Source organism: Amycolatopsis albidoflavus, from assembly GCF_039525725.1.
Classification (GTDB): Bacteria; Actinomycetota; Actinomycetes; order Mycobacteriales; family Pseudonocardiaceae; genus Amycolatopsis; species Amycolatopsis albidoflava.
This window is the reverse complement of sequence record NZ_BAAAHV010000017.1, coordinates 195,695-217,459: the sequence shown is the minus strand read 5'-3', so window position 1 is coordinate 217,459 and position 21,765 is coordinate 195,695. Positions and strand designations below refer to the sequence as shown.

Annotated in this window: 19 protein-coding genes and 1 riboswitch; of the genes, 12 read left to right on the top strand and 7 right to left on the bottom strand. The window is 68.9% G+C overall.

Annotation, left to right across the window (positions count from 1 at the left end):
- Positions 1 to 39: 39 nt before the first annotated feature.
- The 4 genes from ABD156_RS28560 to ABD156_RS28545 all read right to left on the bottom strand — a co-directional run bounded on the left by ABD156_RS28560 (position 40) and on the right by ABD156_RS28545 (position 3,187).
- Positions 40 to 654: a glycoside hydrolase family 25 protein gene (locus ABD156_RS28560; RefSeq protein WP_116198951.1), complete on the bottom strand. Its 615-nt coding sequence runs from the start codon at positions 652 to 654 to the stop codon at positions 40 to 42.
- Positions 655 to 751: 97 nt separating this feature from the next.
- On the bottom strand, positions 752 to 1,516 hold the full coding sequence (locus tag ABD156_RS28555; RefSeq protein ID WP_344280357.1) for an ABC transporter permease: 765 nt from the start codon (positions 1,514 to 1,516) through the stop codon (positions 752 to 754).
- The gene (locus ABD156_RS28550) at positions 1,506 to 2,504 is read right to left on the bottom strand and encodes an ATP-binding cassette domain-containing protein (RefSeq protein WP_344280354.1); all 999 of its coding nucleotides are present in this window, start codon (positions 2,502 to 2,504) and stop codon (positions 1,506 to 1,508) included. Before ABD156_RS28550 ends, ABD156_RS28555 begins: the two co-directional genes overlap by 11 nt.
- Positions 2,505 to 2,599: 95 nt before the next feature.
- A complete protein-coding gene (locus ABD156_RS28545; protein WP_344280351.1) occupies positions 2,600 to 3,187 on the bottom strand; it encodes a PadR family transcriptional regulator in 588 nt (195 codons plus the stop codon).
- Positions 3,188 to 3,249: 62 nt separating this feature from the next.
- Here ABD156_RS28545 and metG point away from each other — a divergent pair, with 62 nt between their 5' ends.
- From metG to ABD156_RS28495, 10 genes are all read left to right on the top strand, one after another.
- A complete protein-coding gene (gene metG, locus ABD156_RS28540) occupies positions 3,250 to 5,046 on the top strand; it encodes a methionine--tRNA ligase (protein ID WP_344280348.1) in 1,797 nt (598 codons plus the stop codon).
- Positions 5,047 to 5,341: 295 nt separating this feature from the next.
- Positions 5,342 to 6,166 (top strand): TatD family hydrolase, encoded by an 825-nt coding sequence (locus ABD156_RS28535; RefSeq protein ID WP_344280343.1) that lies wholly within the window; start codon positions 5,342 to 5,344, stop codon positions 6,164 to 6,166.
- Positions 6,167 to 6,593: 427 nt separating this feature from the next.
- A complete protein-coding gene (locus ABD156_RS28530; protein WP_344281235.1) occupies positions 6,594 to 7,976 on the top strand; it encodes a resuscitation-promoting factor in 1,383 nt (460 codons plus the stop codon).
- A gap of 92 nt (positions 7,977 to 8,068) precedes the next feature.
- Positions 8,069 to 8,911, top strand: a complete 843-nt coding sequence (gene rsmA / locus ABD156_RS28525; RefSeq protein ID WP_344280340.1) for a 16S rRNA (adenine(1518)-N(6)/adenine(1519)-N(6))-dimethyltransferase RsmA — start codon at positions 8,069 to 8,071, stop codon at positions 8,909 to 8,911.
- 579 nt (positions 8,912 to 9,490) lie between these two features.
- A riboswitch (SAM riboswitch) is annotated at positions 9,491 to 9,581 on the top strand.
- Positions 9,582 to 9,797: 216 nt separating this feature from the next.
- Positions 9,798 to 10,811 carry a methionine ABC transporter ATP-binding protein gene (locus ABD156_RS28520; protein WP_344280337.1) on the top strand — a complete coding sequence of 338 codons (1,014 nt, stop codon included), beginning with the start codon at positions 9,798 to 9,800 and terminating at the stop codon, positions 10,809 to 10,811.
- Positions 10,812 to 11,351: 540 nt separating this feature from the next.
- On the top strand, positions 11,352 to 12,320 hold the full coding sequence (locus tag ABD156_RS28515; RefSeq protein WP_344280334.1) for a 4-(cytidine 5'-diphospho)-2-C-methyl-D-erythritol kinase: 969 nt from the start codon (positions 11,352 to 11,354) through the stop codon (positions 12,318 to 12,320).
- Positions 12,321 to 12,362: 42 nt separating this feature from the next.
- Entirely contained in the window at positions 12,363 to 14,132 is a 1,770-nt protein-coding gene (locus ABD156_RS28510) for an ABC-F family ATP-binding cassette domain-containing protein (RefSeq protein WP_344280331.1), read from the top strand.
- A gap of 10 nt (positions 14,133 to 14,142) precedes the next feature.
- Complete coding sequence (locus ABD156_RS28505; protein ID WP_344280328.1) at positions 14,143 to 15,222, top strand: PucR family transcriptional regulator; 1,080 nt, start codon at positions 14,143 to 14,145, stop codon at positions 15,220 to 15,222.
- Between the two features lie 115 nt (positions 15,223 to 15,337).
- Positions 15,338 to 15,886 (top strand): nuclear transport factor 2 family protein, encoded by a 549-nt coding sequence (locus ABD156_RS28500; RefSeq protein WP_344280326.1) that lies wholly within the window; start codon positions 15,338 to 15,340, stop codon positions 15,884 to 15,886.
- Between the two features lie 67 nt (positions 15,887 to 15,953).
- Positions 15,954 to 17,642: a fatty acyl-AMP ligase gene (locus tag ABD156_RS28495; RefSeq protein ID WP_344280323.1), complete on the top strand. Its 1,689-nt coding sequence runs from the start codon at positions 15,954 to 15,956 to the stop codon at positions 17,640 to 17,642.
- A 65-nt stretch (positions 17,643 to 17,707) separates the two neighbouring features.
- Here the strand turns inward: ABD156_RS28495 and ABD156_RS28490 are convergent, their stop codons facing one another.
- The 3 genes from ABD156_RS28490 to ABD156_RS28480 all read right to left on the bottom strand — a co-directional run bounded on the left by ABD156_RS28490 (position 17,708) and on the right by ABD156_RS28480 (position 19,574).
- Positions 17,708 to 18,076, bottom strand: coding sequence for a DivIVA domain-containing protein (locus ABD156_RS28490; RefSeq protein ID WP_344280320.1), 369 nt, complete (start codon positions 18,074 to 18,076; stop codon positions 17,708 to 17,710).
- Between the two features lie 294 nt (positions 18,077 to 18,370).
- The gene (gene pth / locus ABD156_RS28485) at positions 18,371 to 18,964 is read right to left on the bottom strand and encodes an aminoacyl-tRNA hydrolase (RefSeq protein WP_344280317.1); all 594 of its coding nucleotides are present in this window, start codon (positions 18,962 to 18,964) and stop codon (positions 18,371 to 18,373) included.
- Positions 18,965 to 18,974: 10 nt separating this feature from the next.
- Entirely contained in the window at positions 18,975 to 19,574 is a 600-nt protein-coding gene (locus ABD156_RS28480; protein ID WP_344280314.1) for a 50S ribosomal protein L25/general stress protein Ctc, read from the bottom strand.
- A 325-nt stretch (positions 19,575 to 19,899) separates the two neighbouring features.
- Between ABD156_RS28480 and ABD156_RS28475 the strand changes: the two genes are divergently transcribed.
- On the top strand, positions 19,900 to 21,015 hold the full coding sequence (locus ABD156_RS28475) for a hypothetical protein (RefSeq protein ID WP_344280311.1): 1,116 nt from the start codon (positions 19,900 to 19,902) through the stop codon (positions 21,013 to 21,015).
- Between the two features lie 103 nt (positions 21,016 to 21,118).
- Positions 21,119 to 21,763, top strand: a complete 645-nt coding sequence (locus ABD156_RS28470) for an NAD(P)-dependent oxidoreductase (protein WP_344280308.1) — start codon at positions 21,119 to 21,121, stop codon at positions 21,761 to 21,763.
- Positions 21,764 to 21,765: the final 2 nt, after the last annotated feature.

Genomic DNA, 21,765 nt, shown 5'->3' with positions numbered 1-21,765 from the left:
ATTGTGCCGGAAACCGGCGGTGACCAGCGGAAAAGGTGATCAGAGCAGCACATCGGACAGCGCGAAGGGATACACCACCGCGTCCTGTGCCACCGGCCCGTCGACCCCGGGGACGTCCGGTGCGAAAGCGTGCTGGTGCAGCCCGAGCCGCGAATGGAACCAGCCGGGCCGCCCGGGAATGCCGTTGTGCCGCACGAGCCACAGCACCACTTCGGAATCGGCCCAGCGGTCCGGGTGCAGCCGGTGTGCCCAGCAGTCGTGCCCGGCGTACACGAGCACCCTGCGGATCTTCGCGGCGTGCCGCACGTGCTTGATCCACGCCTTCACGAACCGGTCGTCGACGCTTTGCGCATCCACCTCGAGTGCCGGGGCGAGCGAGCCGGGTGCGAACGCGCCGAGCTTGCTCGCTGTGCGGACGAAATGGTCGGCCTGGTCGTGCACCGCGCCTGGTCGCGCGTAGTGCCGGGCTCCGGTGTGGATGCCTGCGTGCTGGGCCGCGGCCAGCGTCCGCTCCGCGCCGGGATCGCTCCAGTTGACGTTCTCGCTGATCGTCACCGAAGCGAATCGCACGTCGGCGCCGCGCACCGCCGCCCAATCGAGCACTTGCTCGCGATGAGTAAGCGTGAGTCCGCGCCCACTCTCCGGTTCCGCCACCACGCACCCCTGACAAGCCCCACGACGGGTGAAAGGCCACCCTACGTCCGGAGTTCCGGAGCGGGGTGACCTTTCCCGGCGTGTCGATAGGCTTTGATCAGGCGTTTTCCCGTTGGAAGGTGCGCGTTCCCCACCACACCGCCACAACGGCCATGACCAGCACGACCACGCCTCCGGTGAACAGCGCGTCCATCGAGAAGTCGCCGCGGAAGCTGTTGCGTTCCACGTCGACCACGTGCCGGAACGGGTTGATCTGCGAGATCGTGTACAGCCACTTCGGGGCCAGCCCGGACGTGATCGGGATGAGGATCCCGGACAGCAGCAGCAACGGCATGAGCACCGCGTTGAGCAGCGCCGGGAACGCCTCCTCGCTCTTGAGCGTGAGCGCCAGCGCGTAGGAGCACGACGCCAGCGTCAGCGCGAGCAGGAACACGATCGCGAGGCTCAGCAGCACCCCGCCGAACGGCGCGTTCAGGTCGAACACCAGGTAGGCGAGCAGGATGATCAGCACCGCCTGCACGACCGCCTGCAACGCGTTCGCCAGCACCTTCCCGAGCAGCAGCGCGGCCCGGTGCACCGGGGTGACGCGCAGCCGTTCGACCACGCCGGACCGGAATTCGGCCAGCAGCCCGAAGCCCACGAACGAACTGCCGAACAGGGCCAGCTGCGCGATCAGCGCGGGGGTGAGCACCATCCAGCCGTCGACCTCGGACATCCCCTGCGCGCTGAGCGACTTCACCAGCAGGGGACCGAAGAAGAACAGGTACAGCAGCGGCTGGGCGAGCCCGAGCATCAGCCACGCCGGATTCCGCAGCGCGCCTGCCATGTCGCGGCGGAAAATCAGCCAGGTGTCATGCAGCATCGGGCACCTCCGGTTCCGTCGCCGCGGGCTGCTCGGCTTCGCGCAGCGACCGGCCGGTGAGAGTAAGGAATACGTCGTCCAAGGTCGGCCGCGTGACCTGCATGGCGGCCGTCGCGATGTCCTTGGCGTCGAGCGCGCGCAGCAGCTCCGGCATCGCGGTGTCGCCGCGCGGCACCCGGAACCGGATCGACCCCTCGCGCACGGAGAACTCGTGCGCGCCGGGCAGCTGCCGGGCCAGATCGGCGGCGGCCGCGGCGGATCGCGGATCCACCTCGATCGCCACCCCGTCGCCGGAGACCTGCTCCTTCAGCGCGTCCGGATGCCCCTCGGCGACGATCCGGCCGTCGTCGATCACGATCAGCCGGTCGGCCAGCGCGTCCGCCTCGTCGAGGTAATGCGTCGTCAGGAAGATCGTGACGCCTTGTTCGGCGCGCAGCCGCCGAATGTGCTCCCACAGGTTCGCCCGGCTCTGCGGGTCGAGTCCGGTGGACGGCTCGTCGAGGAACACCAGCCCCGGCGAATGAATCAACCCCATCGCGATGTCGAGCCTGCGACGCTGACCCCCAGACAACGTCTTCGTGGCCCGCTGCTCCAGCCCCGCCAGGTCGAGCTGGTCGGCGAGCACCTTGCCGCGCGCGATCGCGTCGGCCTTGCTCATCCGGTACAGCCTGCCCTGCAGCTCCAGCTCTTCGCCGACGCGCGATTCGGGCGCGGTCCCGCCGCCCTGGGCGACGTACCCGATGTTGCGGCGCACCCCCGCCGCGTTGGTCAGCAGGTCGTGCCCGCCGACAGTCGCCGTGCCCGCGGTCGGTTTCAGCAGGGTGGTGAGCATGCGCAGCGTGGTGGTCTTGCCCGCCCCGTTCGGGCCCAGGAACCCGACCAGCTCGCCCGCCTCGACGTCGAGATCGACCCCCTTCACCGCGTGCACCTCGCCACCGGCTCGGCCCTTGCGGCGGAACCGCCGCTCGAGTCCGCGTGCCGTGATCATTGAGAACCCCTCTCCTCCCAAGAAGATCAGCTAGTCAATCTTGACTAGCTGACGCGCACACTGTGCCCGAGGGAGGAGGGTTTAGTCAAACTTGATTACTCGGGGGCTGGCGGAGCGAACGCCGAACCGGGGTCGTCGGCCATCACGTACTCGCCCGCTTCCAGCCTGCCGATCAGCCCGGTGAGCCATTCCCGGCTCGCGCTGGCGATCCCGCCCCACAGCCGGAACAGTTCGGTCACGTGCGGCGGTTTGCCCCAGGTGTCGTCCTCGAGGCTCAACCGCGACCGGCGCTCTTCCGCCTCGAAGTGGATCAGGTTCTGCTGGAGGAGGCTGATCGTGTACCTCCGCGGGAGCGCGGGCATCAGGCTCACCGCCGCGCACAGCTCCGCGTTGCTCGCGCTGGGATCGGACAACCCCTTCGCGATGAGGACCTGGAACTCCTGCTCGCCCGCCGGCGAAAGCCGGTAAGCGACCCGGTCCGGACCGCCGTCGCCCGGTTCGACGTCGATCTTCTCCAGCAGGTCCTCGGCGGCCATTTTCTTGAGCGCGTGGTAGATCGAACCGGGCTGGACGTTCGCCCATTTGTCCGCCGACCACGACAGCAGTTCGCGGCGCACCTGATAGCCGTGCGCGCGGCCGAACATCCGCACGACCCCGAGCACCAGCAGACGCGTCGCCGACAACCGGCTCTCCCTTCCCCGACCACCACGAAACGCACTGGAGCGCATCCGTAGGCTAAACAGGTATGAGCACCCCTGTGTTGACCGCGGTGGCCTGGCCCTACGCCAACGGCCCCCGCCACATCGGCCACGTGTCCGGATTCGGCGTCCCGTCCGACGTCTTCTCCCGCTACCAGCGAATGGCCGGCAACCGGGTGCTCATGGTGTCCGGGACCGACGAACACGGCACGCCGATCACCGTCCAGGCGGACAAAGAGGGGATGACCCCGCAGCAGACCGCGGACAAGTACACCCGCCAGATCGACGAGGACCTGCGCGGCCTCGGCCTCTCCTACGACCTGTTCACCCGCACCACCACCGGCAACCACGCCGCGGTGACGCAGGAAATCTTCCTCGCGCTCAACCGCAACGGCTACGTCGTCCCGAAGACCACGCGCGGCGCGATCAGCCCGTCCACCGGACGCACGCTGCCCGACCGCTACATCGAGGGCACCTGCCCGATCTGCGGCTACGACGGCGCGCGCGGCGACCAGTGCGACAACTGCGGCAACCAGCTCGACGCCGCGGAGCTGATCAACCCGAAGTCGCGGATCAACGGCGAGACACCGAAGTTCGTCGAGACCGAGCACTACTTCCTCGACCTGCCGGCGTTCACCAAAACCCTCGGCGACTGGCTCGGCACCAAGACCGACTGGCGGCCGAACGTCCTCAACTTCACCCGCAACCTGATCGACGACATGCGGCCGCGGCCGATCACCCGCGACCTCGACTGGGGCGTCAAGATCCCGCTGGACGGCTGGCGCGACCAGCCGCTCAAGCGGTTCTACGTCTGGTTCGACGCGGTCATCGGCTACTTCTCCGCGAGTGTCGAGTGGGCGCGCCGCAACGGCACGCCGGACGCGTGGCAGGAGTGGTGGGCCAACGCCGACGCGCGCGCCTACTACTTCATGGGCAAGGACAACATCACCTTCCACGCCCAGATCTGGCCCGCGCTGCTGCTCGGCCAGAACGGCGACGGCGACCGCGGCGGCGAGGCGGGCAAGTACGGCAAGCTCCACCTGCCGGACGAGATCGTGTCCAGCGAGTTCCTCACCATGAGCGGGTCGAAGTTCTCCACGTCCCGGGGGACCGTTATTTACGTGCACGACTTCCTGCGGGAGTTCGGGCCGGACGCGCTGCGGTACTTCATCTCGGTGGCCGGTCCGGAGACTCAGGACACGGACTTCACGTGGGACGAGTTCGTTCGGCGGACGAACTTCGAGCTGGCCAACGAGTGGGGCAACCTCGTGAACCGGTCGATTTCTATGGCGCACAAGAACAATGGGGCGATTCCGGCTCCGACTGCGCCCGCGCCCGCGGACGAGGAGCTGAAGGCGTTGTCTCGGCAGGCGTTTGAGACGGCTGGCGGGCATCTTGCGCGGTCGCGGTTCAAGTTGGCCGCGGCTGAGGCGATGCGGGTGGTTACGGCGGCTAACCGGTATCTGTCGGATCAGGAGCCTTGGAAGCTCAAGGAGGATCCGGACCGGCGGGATGCTGTGTTGCACACGGCGTTGCAGGTGGTTTCGGACGCGAACACGTTGCTGACGCCGTTCCTGCCGCATTCGGCGCAGAAGGTGCACGAGGCGCTTGGCGGGACTGGGGTTTGGGCTGCTCAGCCTGAGCTTCAGGAGGTCGAGGATCTGGATTTGCCTGGGCGGGTTAATCCGATTCTGACCGGGGATTACGCCGGTGAGCAGGCTAAGTGGGAGTCTCAGCCGGTTGAGGTTGGGCGGCCGTTGGAGAAGCCGACTCCGTTGTTTACGAAGCTGGATCCGAAGTTGGGGGAGACTGGGCCCGAGTGGGCTCCGATCGTGACTGACTGAGGTCTCGCGTTCGGCTCGTCGCCTGGCGGCGACATTGCGCCTGAGTGGGGGCCACCACCCCGAAGGTTCATTGTGCTGACGGTTCGGGGGTGCTTGTCAAGGCGGGAAAGATGCCTTGACAAGCACCCCCGAACCGCAGGGCGGCTTCGGATCGGGGTTGGGGGCGGGGTGGGTGCCTCCATGGTTGGGTGCGCGGGCTGCGGTTTAGTGCCGTGAGGGGAACCCTGAGGGACTCAGAGTCCCTCAGGGTTCCCCTCACGTCCTTGGTGGCTTGGGGCGCAGTAGCTTGGGTGTCATGGGTGACGAGAAGCGCGAACTTCCGCCGATTCCTGATCGGCTGCCGGTGACGGTGGTTGACGCGCACACTCATCTCGACGCCTGTGGGGCGGAGACTGCGGCTGATGTTGCCGCGATGGTCGACCGGGCTGAGCGGGCTGGGGTTGCGCGGGTTGTCACTGTTGCGGACGATCTTGCTGCTGCTCGGTGGGCGTCCGGAGCGTCCACGTGGGACTCGCGGGTGTTTGCTGCGGTGGCTATTCATCCCACGCGCGCCAAGGAATTCGGGGTCGCCGAACAGTCCGAAGTGGAGCGGTTGGCGCGGGGGGAGCGCGTGGTCGCGGTCGGCGAGACGGGGCTCGATTACTACTGGGACTACTCGCCGCACGATGCGCAGCAGGCTGCCTTCCGGTGGCACATCGATCTCGCGAAGCGGCTTGGCAAGGCGCTGATGATCCACGATCGCGACGCGCACGAGGACGTGCTTCGCATCCTCGACGAGGAAGGCGCGCCCGAGACGGTCGTCTTCCACTGTTTCTCTGGCGACGAGCACATCGCGCGCCGCTGTATCGACAAGGGCTACATCTTGTCCTTCGCGGGCACGGTCACCTTTAAGAACGCGCGCGGGCTGCATGAGGCCGCGCGCATCGTGCCGCGTGGGCAGTTCCTCGCTGAGACTGACGCGCCGTTTCTGACGCCTCATCCCTACCGTGGGCGGCCGAACGAGCCGTATTGCACCGCTTACACCGTCCGGTACCTCGCGGCTCTGCGCGGCGAAGCGGTCCACGAGGTGGCCGAAGCGGTCCGGACCACTGCTGAACGCGCATACCGGCTGCCCGCCTGATTCCTCAGTGTCACAACGGCTTGCACGGATTGCGACATTCGAGACCGTGCATTCGTCCACCTGATGAGTGACGCAAGTCACGACACTCCGGGGGGTGTTTGCGCAACCTGCCAACACCCGTTACTGTCCCGTGATCGTGCCGGTCGGTTCCGCGCAGCGGAGCCGGCTGATACGCCCACCAGTCACGTCAGTGCACGTCGGGGAAGCGGAACCGGGGTTGGTACGACCTGGGACCGTGACGATGGCGCTGGCTGGGGGTGTCGGACTTGAGAGGCGCGCCCGAGGGTGCGTCGCGAACGAAGGACGACGCGCGAAACACGCGCGATGTCTTGGGAAAGGGAACGACCCGGTGACTGGTAGTCGGCAGGATGACTCGCGTCTTGACGCGGGTACGGCGTATTTCTCCTCCTCCCCGTCCTCGGTGGCCGTGCTCGACCGCGAGCTCGAAGACACCGCCTACGGGCAGCTTGACTTCTCCGACGAGCTCCGCGTGACCGAGCAGGACGTGCTCGCCGCGCTGGGCCCGGACGCCGACATGCTGATGTCGGAAATCGACGTCGACGTCGACGAGCTGATCCGCCTCATCAACGCGGAAACCACGATGCTTCCGCCGCTCGTCCTCCCGGACGAGGTGGAGGAAGACCGCACCGCTTCCCCGCAGGCCAAGAAGGCCGCGGTCGAGGAAGGGCTGCGCGAGGCCACCAAGACCTGGAAGCGCCGCTTCCTCAAGGGCGCGGTGCTGTCGCTGCTGGTCACCGTCGGCGGTGGCGGCGCGGCGGCGCTCGCGATGAACAAGAGCATCACCGTCGACGTCGACGGCCACCAGCAGACCGTGCACAGCTTCGGCGGCACCGTCGGCGACGTCCTCAAGGACGCGGGCCTCTCGGTCGGCGAGCACGACGCGCTTTCGCCCTCGCCGCAGGCGGCGGTCGGCGACGGCGGCGTCATCAAGCTCGAGCGCGGCCGTCAGCTGAACCTCGTCGTGGACGGTGTGTCGCGGCCCTCCTGGGTCCGGGCGACCTCGCTCGGCGAGGCCATGAACCAGCTCGGCATGGGCAGCATGCTTTCCCAGGGCGCGTGGACGTCGATGCCGTCGTCCGGCGAACTGCCGCTGGAGGGCTCGACCGTCCAGGTCAAGACCCTCAAGCACATCACGCTCTTCGACGGCACCAACGCGCCCCGCCAGGTGAGCACCAACGCGGTGACCACCAAGGAGTTCGTCTCCGACCTGAAGCTGAACCTCGGCCCGGACGACGCGATCGACGGCGGCCTCGACGTCAGCCTGAAGAACGGTGCCGAGGTCCACGTCAGCCGCATGGGCGTGTCGATGGTCAACCAGGAAGAGACCATCGACCCCGAGGTGCAGAAGGTCGACGACCCGACGCAGCTGCAGGGCCAGCAGAGCGTCGACGACCCGGGCACGCCGGGCAAGAAGCTCGTGACCTACAAGGTCACCAAGAAGAACGGCGAAGAGATCTCGCGCGAGCAGATCTCGGAGAAGACCCTGGTCGAGGCCAAGGCCAAGATCATCAAGGTCGGCACCAAGAAGCCGCCGGCCCCGGCCATCGGCGACACCGGCGTGTGGGACCGCATCGCGCAGTGCGAGTCGGGCGGCAACTGGTCCATCAACACCGGCAACGGCTACTACGGCGGCCTCCAGTTCGACAAGCAGACCTGGGCGGCTTACGGCGGCACGCAGTACGCGCCGACGGCCGACAAGGCCACCCGCGAGCAGCAGATCGCGACCGCCGAGAAGGTGCGCGACGCGCGCGGCGGCTACAGCGCCTGGGGTTGCGGCTACAAGGCCTGAGCACTCTCTGATTTTCCGGCAGGCGGCCGGGAGCCTCGCGCTCCCGGCCGCCTGTTTTCGTCCGCTGCGTCGTCGCTGGGTAGGCTCGTGCGGTGGTGGAACTGCTGGGGCCTGCCGAAATCCGCGGGCTGGCCGACGAACTCGACGTCCGGCCCACGAAGAAGCTCGGGCAGAACTTCGTGCACGACCCCAACACGGTCCGCCGCATCGTCGAACTCGGCGGCGTGCGGCCGGGGGACGTCGTGCTGGAGGTCGGGCCCGGTCTCGGGTCGCTGACGCTGGGCCTGCTCGCCGCCGGCGCTCAGGTCGTCGCCGTGGAGATCGATCCGGTGCTGGCCGCCCGCCTGCCGCAGACCGTCGCCGAGCGCGCCCCGGAGGCAGCGGAGCGGCTGACCGTCGTCGGTGCCGACGCGTTGCGTGTGCGGGCCGCCGATCTTCCGGCTGAGCCGGTGTCGATCGTGGCGAACCTGCCGTACAACGTCGCGGTACCGGTGGTGCTGCACCTGCTGGCCGAGTTGCCGTCGCTGCGCAGCGGACTCGTGATGGTCCAGACCGAGGTCGCCGATCGGATGGCGGCCGGGCCGGGCAGCCGGACTTACGGCGTGCCGAGCGTGAAGCTCGCTTGGTACGGACCGGCGCGCAAAGTCGCCGCCGTGCCGCGCGCGGTGTTCTGGCCGGTGCCGAACGTCGATTCCGCGCTGGTGTCGTTCACCCGGACCGACCCGGTGTCCGGGGTGGATCGCGCGCGGTTGTTCGCGGTGGTCGACGCGGCGTTTTCGCAGCGGCGCAAGACTTTGCGGGCCGCGCTCGCCGGGTGGGCCGGTTCCGCGGAGCGGGCCGGTGAGTTGCTCGCCGAAGCGGGGATCGACCCGAAGACGCGCGGGGAGCAGCTCGACGTGCACGCGTTCGCGCGGATCGCGGCTGCCGGAAACTGACCCCCTCCCACGGCGCTCGCTTGTGACGTCCAACTGCGGCGGCGTGGCGGGTATTCCGGGAGCGGGGCTTCGATTTCGGTGCGTGGCCTGATGATCTCGCGTCGTCGCTGATCGTGGATCATTCCGAGGTCTCGTAGCTACTCTCGGTCATCGCGCGATGGCGGCTGAGATGGCCGGTTACCTGTGACGGGCGGCTCGTCAAGGCCATGGCATTCGGGGGAGCTTGATTGCTCCCCGGACCGGATTGTTCAGCGACGCCGGTTCGAGGTGCTTCGCTCCGCTGACCTATCTCGACCCGGTCGCGGGCCCGCGGCCCCCGGCCTCGAAGCCCGCGGCCACCGGTCACTTGACAACGGGAAAACTCTTGTTCCACAAAGATTCTTGATCGTCCACAGTGGAACGAACTAGTTCGCCGCCCGCCGCCGGAGCGAGGGTTCCGCAGGTCGGGGCAATGTTCGGGGACCGAGGTTCCGGGTTTCCGGGTCTTGGACGCCGTGTTCCGATATGCGGGCACCACCAGACGTGTGATCTGCACCAACGCGCTTGCGTTCAGCCAATGGGATCGGCTTTACTCGAAAGCGTCCATCCCGAGCGACTGAGAGACCTGGCTCGCCGAAGTCGCAGCAACCACCCTCCGCAGGGCAGGTGCTACCGCCAGGACCGATGGAGGCTGTTTTCGATGAAGAGGGTCACCCGCCCGCTCCTGCTGACCCGCCGGCGCGTAGTCGACGAAGGTCGCCGCTCGGTATGTGCGTGTCAACGCTCCATGGTCATCGCCTGATCGTTTTTCCCGCAGTTTCTTGCGCCGTCCACTGTGGACGGTAATTCGATGACGCCTTGGCGCGCCCGGATCCGGCGCCGCGCCTCGTATGCCTGGAGCCCTTTCGTGATCACTGTCGAAAACGTGTCCAAGTCCTTTCCCTTCCACGGAAATCGTGTCGCCGCGCTGCGCGACGTGAGCGTTGACGTGCAAGCCGGCTCGCTGTTCGGGATCGTGGGTCCGTCCGGCTCCGGCAAGTCGACCCTCGCCCGTTGCATCGCGCTGCAGGAGCGCCCCGACCGCGGCGTCGTGCGGCTCGACGGCCTCAACACCGCGACGCTGGACGGCAAGCGGCTGCGGGAGATCCGCCGCCAGCTCGGTGTCGTCGGGACCAAATCGGAGCTGCTCGCCGAGCGCACCATCGCGGGCAACATCGCCAGCCCGCTGGAACAGCTCGGCGTCGACGGCCCGCAGCGGCGCAGCCGCGTCGGCTCGCTGCTCGACCTGGTCGGCCTCACCCCGCGCGCCGCGCAAAAGCCGGAAGAACTCACCGACGGCCAGCTCCGCCGGGTCGCGGTCGCCAAGGCGCTCGCCGCCGGACCGGCCGTGCTGCTCGCCGACGACCCGACCGCCGGGGTTTCGGCGGAAGACGCCGGCGCGGTGCTCGCCGTGCTCGACCGGGCGCGCGCCGAACTGGGCGTGACGGTCGTCGTCACCACGCCGGACGCCGACGTCGTCCGCCGGGTCTGCGACGACGTCGCGGTGCTCGACAACGGCGCGATCGTCGAACGCGGCACGGTGCTCGACCTGATCTCGACGCCGGACAGCTGGACCGCGCAGGCGGTGCTGCCGTCGATCGAGACCTCGCGCACCCAGTCCGCGAAGTACGACCGCGCGGTCGACGTCGTGCTGATCGGGTTTGCGTCGGTGGGTGCGTTGCTGCCTGAGGCGGCTAGTCGCTTCGATGTCGAACTTGCCACTATTGGGGGTGGCCTCACTCGTATTGGGGATACGCCGATCGCTCGGTTCCGGTTGGGGGTGCGCGGGGAGCGGGCTGAGGCTGCGCTGTCGTGGATTTCTGATCGGGGGGCGTTTGTTAGTCAGGTGGTTCGTGGGCCGCAGAGTGTTGTGGCGGCTTGAGGTTTTGGTTTGACGTAAGGCGTTCGCGGGCCGCTCCGGGTATGGGGCGGCCCGTGGTGGTTGGGTTGGTGGGGCAGGTCACCAGCTGTGTTTTTGGCGCCGGCTCCGCCGTCGCGGGCGGGATCGCTTTTAAGCCGACGTTTGGGGGCTGCCCGGCGTGAGGGGCCTTCGGCCTGTCACGCCGGGCAGCCCCCAAACGTCGGCGCGATCCCGCGTTGTGGTCCAGGTCCGCATTGAGGGTTTTTGTGAGGTGGTTGATTTTTCGCCACCGTCACCGCCACCGTCACCGCTGCTGCCAACGCGATCTGCGGCGTGGGGATGATCTGCGCGGGCGCGGTCCGGAGGTCTGTGGGGGTGGCGCGGGGGAAGGGTGCGGCGTTTGCGGGTGTGGCATTCGCCGTCGCGGAGTTGTCACCGGGGCCAGTTTTTTGGGGCGGGTGTCCGGACTGTTGGGACGGGTGTCCTGAAGTCCGTCGTGAAATCTGGGCGGGTTTTTCTCCTGGTGAGCCTTGGCGGGGCGGTGCCACGTAGGCTGGACGGGTGCTCGCAGTCGTTCCGCCTCCAGTCACCGTCCGGGTCCCGGCCAAGGTCAACCTGCACCTGGCCGTGGGGGACCTGCGGGCGGACGGGTTTCACGAGCTGGTCACTGTCTTCCAGGCGCTTTCGCTCACCGACGAGGTGACCGTCGCGGCCGCCGACGAGCCTGGGCTTGAGGTGTACGGCGAGGGGGAGCGCACGGTGCCCACCGACGGCACCAACCTCGCCTGGCGCGCGGCGTGCGAGCTGGCCTCCTACTCCGGACGGCCGGACGCGGATGCGCCGAAGGTGCGAATCGTGCTGCGCAAGGGCATTCCGGTCGCCGGCGGCATGGCGGGCGGGAGCGCGGACGCGGCGGCGGCGCTGGTCGGGCTCTCGTCGCTGTGGAAGCTCGACATCACCCGCGACGAGCTGGCCACCATCGCCGGGAGCCTGGGCAGCGACGTGCCCTTCGCGCTCTACGGCGGCACTGCGCTCGGCACCGGCCGCGGCGAGCAGCTCGTGCCGGTGCTCGCGCGGCACACGTTCCACTGGGTGCTCGCCTTCGACGAGGAAGGCCTGTCCACGCCCAAGGTGTTCGGCGAGCTCGACCGGCTGCGCGCCGATGGGAAGCCGCCGCGGATCGGGTCGCACACTCCGGTCGTAGAGGCGCTCGCGTCGGGGGATCCTCGCCAGCTTGCCCTGCTGCTCGGCAATGACTTGCAGGCGGCCGCGGTGTCGCTGCGGCCCGGTTTGCGCCGCACGCTGCGCGCCGGAGTGAACGCGGGAGCGCTGGCCGGATGCGTGTCCGGCTCCGGGCCCACGTGCGCCTTCCTGTGCTCCGACGCGGAAACCGCGGTCGAGGTGGCCGCGGAGCTGTCCGGCGCGGGAGTGTGCCGGACGGTCCGGGTCGCGCACGGCCCGGTGCCCGGGGCGCGGGTGGTCGGCGGCGACGACGCGCCGCGCAACGCGCCGCCGCGCGTGCACGCCTGAAACCCCAGCTTGAATCAACAGTCCACAGTGGAAAGGATCCGGATGGCCAACCTGGTCAACCTGGAATCGGTGAGCAAGTCCTACGGCGTGAAGCCGTTGCTGGACAACGTTTCCCTCGGCGTCGCCGAGGGGCAGCGCATCGGCGTCGTCGGGCTCAACGGCGGCGGCAAGACGACGCTGCTCGAAGTCCTTTCCGGACTGAGCGAGCCGGATTCCGGCCGGGTGAGCCAGGTGCGCGACCTGCGGATGGCCGTCGTCACCCAGCGTACGGAACTGCCGGCGGGCAGCACGGTCGGCGATGTGGTGCTGCAGCGTTACGGAGCCGAACACGAATGGGCCGCCGACGCGCGTGTCCGGTCCATTGTGGACGGCCTGGGCATCACCGCGATCGGCCTCGACACCCCGACCGCGAACCTGTCCGGCGGCGAACGCCGACGCGTCGCGCTGGCCGCCGCGCTGACTGGCGAGCTGGACCTGGTGGTGCTCGACGAGCCCACTAACCACCTCGACGTCGAAGGCGTGCGCTGGCTCGCCGATCACCTGCTGGGCCGCCGGATCGCGGTCGTGGTCGTGACGCACGACCGGTGGTTCCTCGACACCGTCGCGAGCCTCACCTGGGAGGTCGCGAACGGCCGGGTCGAGCAGTACGAAGGCGGTTACGCCGACTGGATTTTCGCGCGCGCCGAACGCGCCCGCCTCGCCGCGACCGCGGAGGAGAAGCGGCAGAACCTGGCACGCAAGGAATTGGCGTGGCTGCGGCGTGGCCCGCAGGCGCGTTCGTCGAAGCCGCGCTACCGCGTCGAGGCCGCCGAAGCGTTGATCGCGGATGTGCCGCCGCTGCGCGATTCCGTGGAGCTGATGGCGTTCGCGAAACGCCGGCTAGGCAAGACCGTGCTGGAGCTGGAAGACGCATCGCTCAAGGTCGGCGACCGGACGCTGCTCGACCACGTCACGTGGCGGATCGGCCCCGGCGATCGGATCGGTCTCGTCGGCGTGAACGGCTCCGGCAAGACCACGCTGCTGAAACTGCTGGGCGGCGACGTCGAATCGCCGACCGGACGGCGCGTGCAGGGCAAGACGGTCGCGCTCGCGCACCTGCGCCAGGAACTCGACGATCTGCCCGCGGATCTCCGGGTGCTGCAAGCGATCGAGCAGATCTCGGGCCGCGTCGTGTTCGGCAAGCAGGAGATGACCGCGTCGCAGCTCGGCGAGAAGCTCGGCTTCCCGGCCGCCCGCCAGTGGACGCCGGTCGGCGACCTCTCCGGCGGCGAACGTCGCCGGCTGCAGCTGTGCCGGTTGCTGATGGCCGAGCCGAACGTGCTGCTGCTGGACGAGCCGACGAACGACCTGGACATCGACACTCTGCAGCAGCTCGAAGACCTGCTCGACGGCTGGCCGGGCACGATGGTGGTGGTCTCGCACGACCGGTACCTGGTCGAGCGGGTCTGCGACGCCACCTACGCGCTTCTCGGCGACGGCAAGGTCACGCACCTGCCGGGCGGCATCGAGGAGTACCTGCAGCGCCGCGCCCGCGCGAAGGAAGCCGCGCCGCGTCGCGAGGCACCGGCCGCGGAGAAGACCGAGGCCAAGCGCAGCGCGGCGGAAACCCGTGCGGCGCAAAAGGAATTGGGCCGGTTGGAGCGGAAGCTGGACCAGCTCGCGAAGCGGGAAGAGAAACTGCACGCTGCGCTGGCGGAGGCGGCCACCGACCCGGAGAAGCTGATCGAGCTGAACACCGACCTGAAGGCCGTCCTGGCGGAGAAGGACGACGTCGAGGCGCGGTGGCTGGAGACGTCCGAACTCGCCGAGTGACAATCGGCGGATGGACGACGACGTTCCGCCGCTGTCGATGCTGCGCGCCGACACCACGTCGGTGCTGCGGCTGATCGCGCATTTCGACGCGCTGACCGGCCTCGCGCCCGACGCGGTGGTCCGGTCGGCGGCGCTCGTCGCGGGCTGTCCGGTCGGTGCTGCTATCGACGGGGAATCCGTCTGGTTCGACGGCGCGGGCTCGCCGGTTTCCGGGCCACCACTGGACGACGTCCGGATCGATCGCCCAGCGCCGCATCCGCTCGACGTGGTTCTGCTCGACCAGCTCCGCCGAGCCCTGCGCGCCACCAGGTCCAGTTCACCGCTCCGGCTCGGCGAACCCGGCCTGCTGGAGATCGCCGTGTCGTCCCGCGAACAACGCCGGGATCGCTTGCGCGCCCTGCACTTGCTCGGCTACGACCTCGACCAGCCGGTCACCGCGCTCGTCCTCGCCGGTGCCCCGGAAGACGGCCTCGACGCGCTTGCCCGCGCCGGAGCCGGTCGGCTGCACCATCACCGGCTGGGCCGTCTGACTCTCGCACTGACTCAAGGCGGCCCGGCACCTCGGGAATTGGCCGGACACCTGCACGACGACCTTGCCGCCCGCCATCCTGCCTCGACCGGGCTGGACCGAGCCGTGGACATCTGGATCGGCATCGGCGAGCCGGCCGCGGCAGCGGACGCACCCGTGTCGTGGCACCAAGCCCGCACTGCGCTGCGGTTCGCCTCGTCCACTGTGTTCGGTCGTCGAGCCGTTCCGTACGGACCGCTCGGAGTCCTTGTCCTGCTTGCGGAACTGCCGCCGTCCCAGCTCGCCGCGACCCCAGGCGTCGCGGCGCTGGAAACCCACGCCCGCACGCCCGGCGGCGCACTCGACGTCGAAGCGCTTGAGTCGTACTGCGTCTTCGGCGCGCTCCGGCGGACGGCGACCGAGCTGAACCTGCACCACAGCACCGTCGCCGCGCGCCTGGACCGGATCGAAGCGGCGACCGGCTGGCGGCTCGAAGACGCGATGGACCGGTTCCAGGCGACCTTCGCGCTGCTCGCCCGGCGGTTGGTGACGTCGGATCGCACGCTGGGCGACGTCGGGTAGGCGACGCCCGTCGCGCGGACCGGCCGGATCCGGCGACGCGCGTCGGCTGACCCGCCGGGGCTCGCCAGCGACGATCGAGCACGCGCAACGACGCGCGTTTCCCGGAGGGACGCCCATGATCGACCCCACCCGCACCTGGCAAATGCTCGAACAGCGGCTCGAAACGACCACGAACCCCCGGCACCGGCAGGTGCTCGGCATCGTCCTGGAGCACATGAAGGCCGAGGCCGAGCCGGATCTCGACCGCCTGATGGCGACCGTCAGCAAGGACGCCGCGTATCACTTCTGGGGCGCGAGCGGCGACAACGGACCGAAGGGCCACGACGGCGTCCGCGAGTACTACGCGGCTTTCGTGGCGAGCAAGGCGAACCACCTCGAATACCGGATGGACCGCCTCATTGTTGACGATCATGCTCTGGTCACCGAGGGCGATCTGCACATGCTCCTACCAGGCGCGACCGCGCGGCAGATGGGTTTCCCGGCGGACGACGGCGACGCGGACTACCTGTACGTCAGCAGGCAGCTGATCGTGTGGCCGGTCGACGAGGACGGCCTGATCACCGCGGAAGATTCCTACACGTCCGGCCCGCTGGAATTCCGGAAACTGACCCGCGAGGAGCTGCCGCAGGCGTATCTGGACCGGGTGCGTCCGCAACCCGCCTGACTTCGGACATCCGCTGTTCACGCCGCCGCGGGCGGGCCGCGAAAAACCGGACAGTAATCTGACGCACATGAGTCGGTTTGTGGACACACTCGTCGGGACTGCGGCGGACCGGGGGCAACGGCGCGGCATGGTGACCGGCGAGCCCAAGGAGCCGGTGCGCCGGACCTGGGCCCAGGTGCACGACGAAGCGCGCCGGATCGCGGGCGGGCTGGTCAGCGGCGGATTGAAGCCGGGAAGCGCGGTGGCGGTGCTGGCCGCCGCGCCGGTGCTCATCGCGCCGACCGTGCAGGCGGTGTGGCTCACCGGCGGCAGCGTGACGATGCTGCACCAGCCGACGCCGCGCACCGACCTCGCCGAATGGGCCGAGGACACGGTGAAGGTGCTCGAGATGATCGGGGCCGAGCTGGTCGTGCTGGGCGAACCGTTCGACCAGCTCGCCCCGGTGCTGGAGGGCAAGGGCATCAGCTACCGGCTGATCTCCGAACTGGCCGCCGCCGAGCCGCTGGCCGAGATTGTGGACACCGACGAGGGCGACACCGCGCTGCTGCAGCTGACCAGCGGATCCACCGCGGAGCCGAAGGCCGTCCGGATCACCTACGGCAACCTGTACACCAACGTCAAGGCGATGGTCGACCGCGCGGAGTTCGAGTTCGACACCGACGTGATGGTGTCGTGGCTGCCGACCTTCCACGACATGGGCATGGTCGGCTTCCTGACCGTGCCGATGACCTTCGGCGTGGAACTGGTCAAGATCACCCCGGTCGAATTCCTGACCGGCCCGCTGATCTGGCCGGAGCTGATCAGCAAATACGGCGGCACCACGACGGCCGCGCCGAACTTCGCGTACGCCATCGTCGGCAAGCGCATGGCCCGGGTCGAGGACGACAACGCCTACGACCTGTCGAAACTGCGCATCGCCCTCAACGGCGCGGAGCCGATCGACGAAACGGCCGTGCAGACCTTTGTGGACGCCGGAAAGCGCTTCAACATGCCGCCCGAGTGCGTGTTCCCCGCTTACGGAATGGCGGAGGCGACGCTGGCAGTCTCGTTCGCGCCGCTGTTCACCGGCCTCACCCTGGACGTCGTCGAGGCGGACGCCCTGGAAGCCGACAACCGCGCGGTGCCGGTCCCCGAAGGCGACCCCCGCCGCGGTACGGACGAGGTCCGCTCGTTCGCCCTGCTGGGTCGCCCTCTGGACGGCCTTGAAGCGGACATCGTGGACGAATCCGGTGCGGTGCTGGGCGAACGGCAGGTCGGCGAGATCCGCCTGCGCGGCGAGGCCGTGACCCCCGGCTACCTGACCGTCAACGGCCCGCTGAACACCCAGGACCCGGACGGCTGGATGAAGACCGGCGACCTGGGTTACCTGGCAGGCGGCCAGATTGTGATCTGCGGCCGCCGCAAGGACGTCATCATCATGGGCGGCCGCAACCTGTACCCGACGGACATCGAACGCGCCGCCGGCTCGGTGGACGGCGTCCGGGCAGGCAACGCGGTCGCGGTCCGCCTGGACGCGGGCAGCCGCCGCGAACGCTTCGCCGTGGTCGTGGAATCCAAACTGGCCGGCGACGCGGCCGAGGAAACTCGCCTGTCCAAGGAAATCGCGGCAAGGGTCCGGGACGCGGTCGACATGCGGCCGTTCGCCGTGGTGGTGCTTCCGGCGGGGAGCTTGCCCAAGACCCCTTCCGGCAAGGTGAAGCGGGCGGCTACCGCGGTGCAGTACGCGGAGAAGATCGCTAAAAACGCGGACAGTTGATTTTGCCGAGCCGGAACACGACGAAGGCCGCTGCGAGGGATCGCAGCGGCCTTCGCGTCTAGGTCTTATCGGCCGGGCAGCCGTTCGGCCGGCGCCTCGGTGATTACGGGCCAGGAGGCGCGACCTGCGGTGGCCTCGCTGTGGTCGCGGCTTCCCGGGATCGTCGGGGCCCGCCGTCCGGACAGTTCGGCCAGCTGCGTCTCCACCTCGTCGAGAAACTGGTCGACCTCGCGCTCGTCATACCCGCGCTTGCCGATCAACGGCTTGGAGAACAGCACGTGGTGGACCTCGGCCGAGGTCAGATCGTCCTCGTCGGCGATCGTCTTGGCGATCCGCCGCACGAAGTCGTCGACCTCCTGCTTGGCGTAGCCGCGACGGCCGATCGGGGCGTTACCGAAAGCGACCTCAGCGAGATCCTCGGCGGTAAACGACATGGATCATTCTCCGATTCAGGGGTCGGGGTGATGCGTTCTCCTGAACCCGTCCTAACCGGTCCCGGCCACCCCGGGAAGCCCGCACCCGCCCGGACGACTCGATCAGGGGCACAGAAGCCGCCCATCGAGTGAGAATTCGATCACGCACGGCCACAGCTGCTCACCCACACGCACAACGGCCCGCAGGGTCCAGAGCTCCCCAATGTGGCATTGGGTGCGTAGGACGCACCGAACGCCACATTGGGTGCGTCAGATGCACCCAATGCCACATTGGGGCGGAACCGGGCACAAGTCTCAGGCGGCGTGGAACGCGTTCTGCGCCGCCGCCAGGCCCCGCGAAATCAACGCCTCGGTCGCGTCCGCACACCGGTCGACCTCGAACGGGAGCTCCTTGCGCTCGACCGTCGAGAAATCCTTCAGCACGAAATCCGCCGGATCCTGCCTGCCCGGCGGACGCCCGATGCCGAAGCGCACGCGGTAGTAGTCGCGCGTGCCGAGCGATTTGGTGATGGACCGCAGTCCGTTGTGGCCGTTGTCGCCGCCGCCGAGCTTGAGCTTCAGCGCGCCGAAATCGACGTCCAGCTCGTCGTGCACCACCACGACGCCGGACGGCGGGACCTTGAAGAACCGGGCCGCGCCGACCACCGGCCCGCCGGAGAGGTTCATGAACGACCGCGGCTTCACCAGCACGACGCGGGAGCCGGCCAGCCTGCCCTCGAGCACCTCGGCCCCGCTGCGGTGCGCCTTGAACTTCCCGCCGATCCGGCCCGCCAGCTCGTCGAGCACCATGAACCCGACGTTGTGCCGGTTCCCGGCGTACTGCGGCCCGGGATTGCCAAGGCCGGCGAGCAGAATCTGCTCGCCGGCCCCTGGCACGTCTTCACTCACGAAAGAGAGCTTATTCGGCGGCTTCGGTGGAAGCTTCCTCGGCTTCGGCGTCCTCGTCAGCGGAGCCGCGCGGGGCCTCGTTGACGGCGACGACGAGCGCCTCGGGGTCGGTGACCAGCTCGGCGCCCGCGGGCAGGGTGACCTGGCCGGCGGTGATCTGGGTGCCGGCCTCGATGCCCTCGACGGAGACCTCGAACTGCTCGGGGATGTGCAGCGCCTCGACCTCGACCTGCAGCGTGTCGAGGTCCTGGGCGACCAGGGTGCCCGGGCCCGCGGTGCCGGTGACGACGACCGGGACGTCGACGGTGACCTTCTCGCCGCGCTTGACGACCAGCAGGTCGACGTGCTCGATGTAGTTCTTGAGCGGGTGGACCACGATGGTCTTGGTCAGCGCCAGCTCGCTCTCGCCCTGCAGGTCGAGCGTGATGACGGCGTTGGTGCCGTTCTCGCGGACGACGCGGGCGAACTCGATGGCCGGCAGCGCGAAGTGCCGCGGGTCCGAGCCGTGCCCGTAGAGCACCGCGGGGATTTTGCCGGCGCGACGGGTGCGGCGGGCGGCACCCTTTCCGAACTCGGTGCGCGGTTCGACGGAAAGACGTACCTCGGACACGGTGTAGCACTCCTTCAATCACACGACGTGCGGCAGGGGGCGGCGGGGATCGTCGATCTCTGCTCGGGGGCGGTTGTGCACGGCGGCGAGATTGCGGGCGCGAAATGACCACGGGGCTTCTCGAGCCGCCGCGTCGATCACGCCGGGCACCTACAGGCGCACCCGCCTCGCCGAGACAACCCGAGAAGTGTAAACCAGCCGGCCCGCCCTGGCGCGCACCGGGTCGGCCCAGGCTCCCCCTCGCGGGTGGGTGACGACACAATTCCCGTACCGCCCGTCGATCTCATGGGGGTGGCATGATTCCCGCGAAAGAGGGGCGGCCGACATGCGGGCTAGATGGACTGCGACAGCGCTGGTGCTGCTGGGTGGGCTTCTCGCGGGCTGCCAGGTCGCGGTGACCGGCACGGCGGGACTGTCCGATGCTGACCGGCAGCTGGCCGAGCAGCGCGCGCAGCAGCAGACGGCGGTCGACGCCGCGCTGCAGACGCTGGAGCAGGCACCGGCGCTGCAGTACGACGCGACGTTGAAGGACGGCGCCGGCAACCCGGCGACGCTGACGTACCGCGTCGCGCGCGACGGCAACGGCTTCGGCGCGCTGCCGCTGGAAGGCAAGTCAGTGCGGATCACCGAACCGGACGGGCAGCTGTACCTGGCAGCCGACGCGGACTACTGGAAGTCGCACGGGCTGGAGGAGAACAGCACCCAGTTCGGCGGCGGATGGGTGCACACCGTCGGGAGCGAACTGCCGGTCGACCCTGCCGCGCGGCTCGCCCCGCCGAAGCTCGCCGGCGAACTGCGCAAGGCGCTCGGCGGTCTTGGCTCCGGCGCTCCGCGGAAGCAGAAGCTCCAGGACGGAACCGAGGTGTACGACCTCGGCGGCGCGCTGCAGGTAACCACCGCCGAACCGCACCGGGTCGCCGGGTTCGCGCCCGCGTTGCTCGACCCGCGCGGTGGTCCGAAGCTGGGTGCGGCGTTCCGCGTCCGGCCGCTCAATGTCGCGGAGATCAAGCAGTTCCACACCGATTTCAACGCTGCGGTCGACGCGATCGGGCAGCCGTTCGACGGTCTCGCGCAGGCGAGCGTCACGGTGCTCAACGACAAACTCGACTGCCAGGATTACGTCGGTTCCTGCAAGACCACAGTGGACGTCTCGAACAGCGTCGTCGGCAATCAGCCGGGTTCCAAGCCGAATGTGCACATCAAGCTCTCGGTGGAGATCAGCGCGGACTCGCTCGGCTCGCAAACCTGCGCCACGGAAGGCGACGCCGCCGCGGACGCGACCATCACGATGTCCTGCTCGGTCAAATTCACCCTGCCCAACCGCACCGCGAGCTACCAGGTGCTGGCGAAGCCGACGGCGGTCGCCGAGGTGCGGTCGGCGGTCGACGCGAACGCGGTGAAGGCGAAACTGGCCACCGCGTTCGCCGCGCTCGGCGGCTGACCTGCACGCTCACCTCGGGGTGCGTTTCTTCCGTTGAAGTAGCCGAAGACCGGTCCTTACCATCGGCTGCGACGAGACGGACTTTCTTTTCGAGGAGCGGCAAATGAGCAAGCTGGTGGTGTTCGGCGCAACGGGATTCGCCGGCGGCCGGATCACCGACGAGGCGCTGCGGCGCGGGCACTCCGTCATCGGGGTCGCGCGCAAGGCCGAGGGCTTGCCCTCTGGTGTCGAGGCGCGGTCGGGGTCGATGCACGACGCGGAATTCGTCGCTTCGGTGGCTAAGGGCGCGGATGTGCTCGTGATCGCGACGCCGGGCCGCGCGGACGACGACGGCCGCCGTCTGGTGGACGCTCTGCCGACGCTGGTGGAGGCGGCTCGCGCGAACGGCGCGCGGCTGGCGATCGTCGGCGGTGCCGGTTCGCTGCGCGTCAGCGAGGATGGCCCGCGCGTGATCGACACCCCGGAGTTCCCGGAGGAGTACAAGGCGGAGGCGGGCAGCCACGTCCTCGTTCTGGACGCGCTGCGCGAGCTTTCGGACGACGTCGACTGGTTCTACGTCAGCCCGGCGGCCGAGTTCGGTTCCTGGATCCCCGGCGAGCGCACCGGCAAGTTCCGCCTCGGCGGCGACGTGCTGGTCAGCGACGCCGACGGCCGGTCGCACATCAGCGGTGCGGACCTGGCGATCGCGTTCGTGGACGAGATCGAAGAGCCGAAGCACTCGCGCTCGCGGTTCACCCTGGCGTACTGAGC

Bases quoted from the DNA above. Each gene is read 5' to 3' on its own strand.
- ABD156_RS28470 (WP_344280308.1), top strand. From the start codon at position 21,119: ATGAGCAAGCTGGTGGTGTTCGGCGCAACGGGATTCGCCGGCGGCCGG.
- ABD156_RS28535 (WP_344280343.1), top strand. From the start codon at position 5,342: ATGGGTGACGAGAAGCGCGAACTTCCGCCGATTCCTGATCGGCTGCCG.
- ABD156_RS28500 (WP_344280326.1), top strand. From the start codon at position 15,338: ATGATCGACCCCACCCGCACCTGGCAAATGCTCGAACAGCGGCTCGAA.
- metG (WP_344280348.1), top strand. From the start codon at position 3,250: ATGAGCACCCCTGTGTTGACCGCGGTGGCCTGGCCCTACGCCAACGGC.
- ABD156_RS28490 (WP_344280320.1), bottom strand. From the start codon at position 18,076: ATGTCGTTTACCGCCGAGGATCTCGCTGAGGTCGCTTTCGGTAACGCC.
- ABD156_RS28550 (WP_344280354.1), bottom strand. From the start codon at position 2,504: ATGATCACGGCACGCGGACTCGAGCGGCGGTTCCGCCGCAAGGGCCGA.
- ABD156_RS28555 (WP_344280357.1), bottom strand. From the start codon at position 1,516: ATGCTGCATGACACCTGGCTGATTTTCCGCCGCGACATGGCAGGCGCG.
- ABD156_RS28510 (WP_344280331.1), top strand. From the start codon at position 12,363: ATGGCCAACCTGGTCAACCTGGAATCGGTGAGCAAGTCCTACGGCGTG.
- ABD156_RS28495 (WP_344280323.1), top strand. From the start codon at position 15,954: ATGAGTCGGTTTGTGGACACACTCGTCGGGACTGCGGCGGACCGGGGG.
- ABD156_RS28475 (WP_344280311.1), top strand. From the start codon at position 19,900: ATGCGGGCTAGATGGACTGCGACAGCGCTGGTGCTGCTGGGTGGGCTT.
- ABD156_RS28505 (WP_344280328.1), top strand. From the start codon at position 14,143: ATGGACGACGACGTTCCGCCGCTGTCGATGCTGCGCGCCGACACCACG.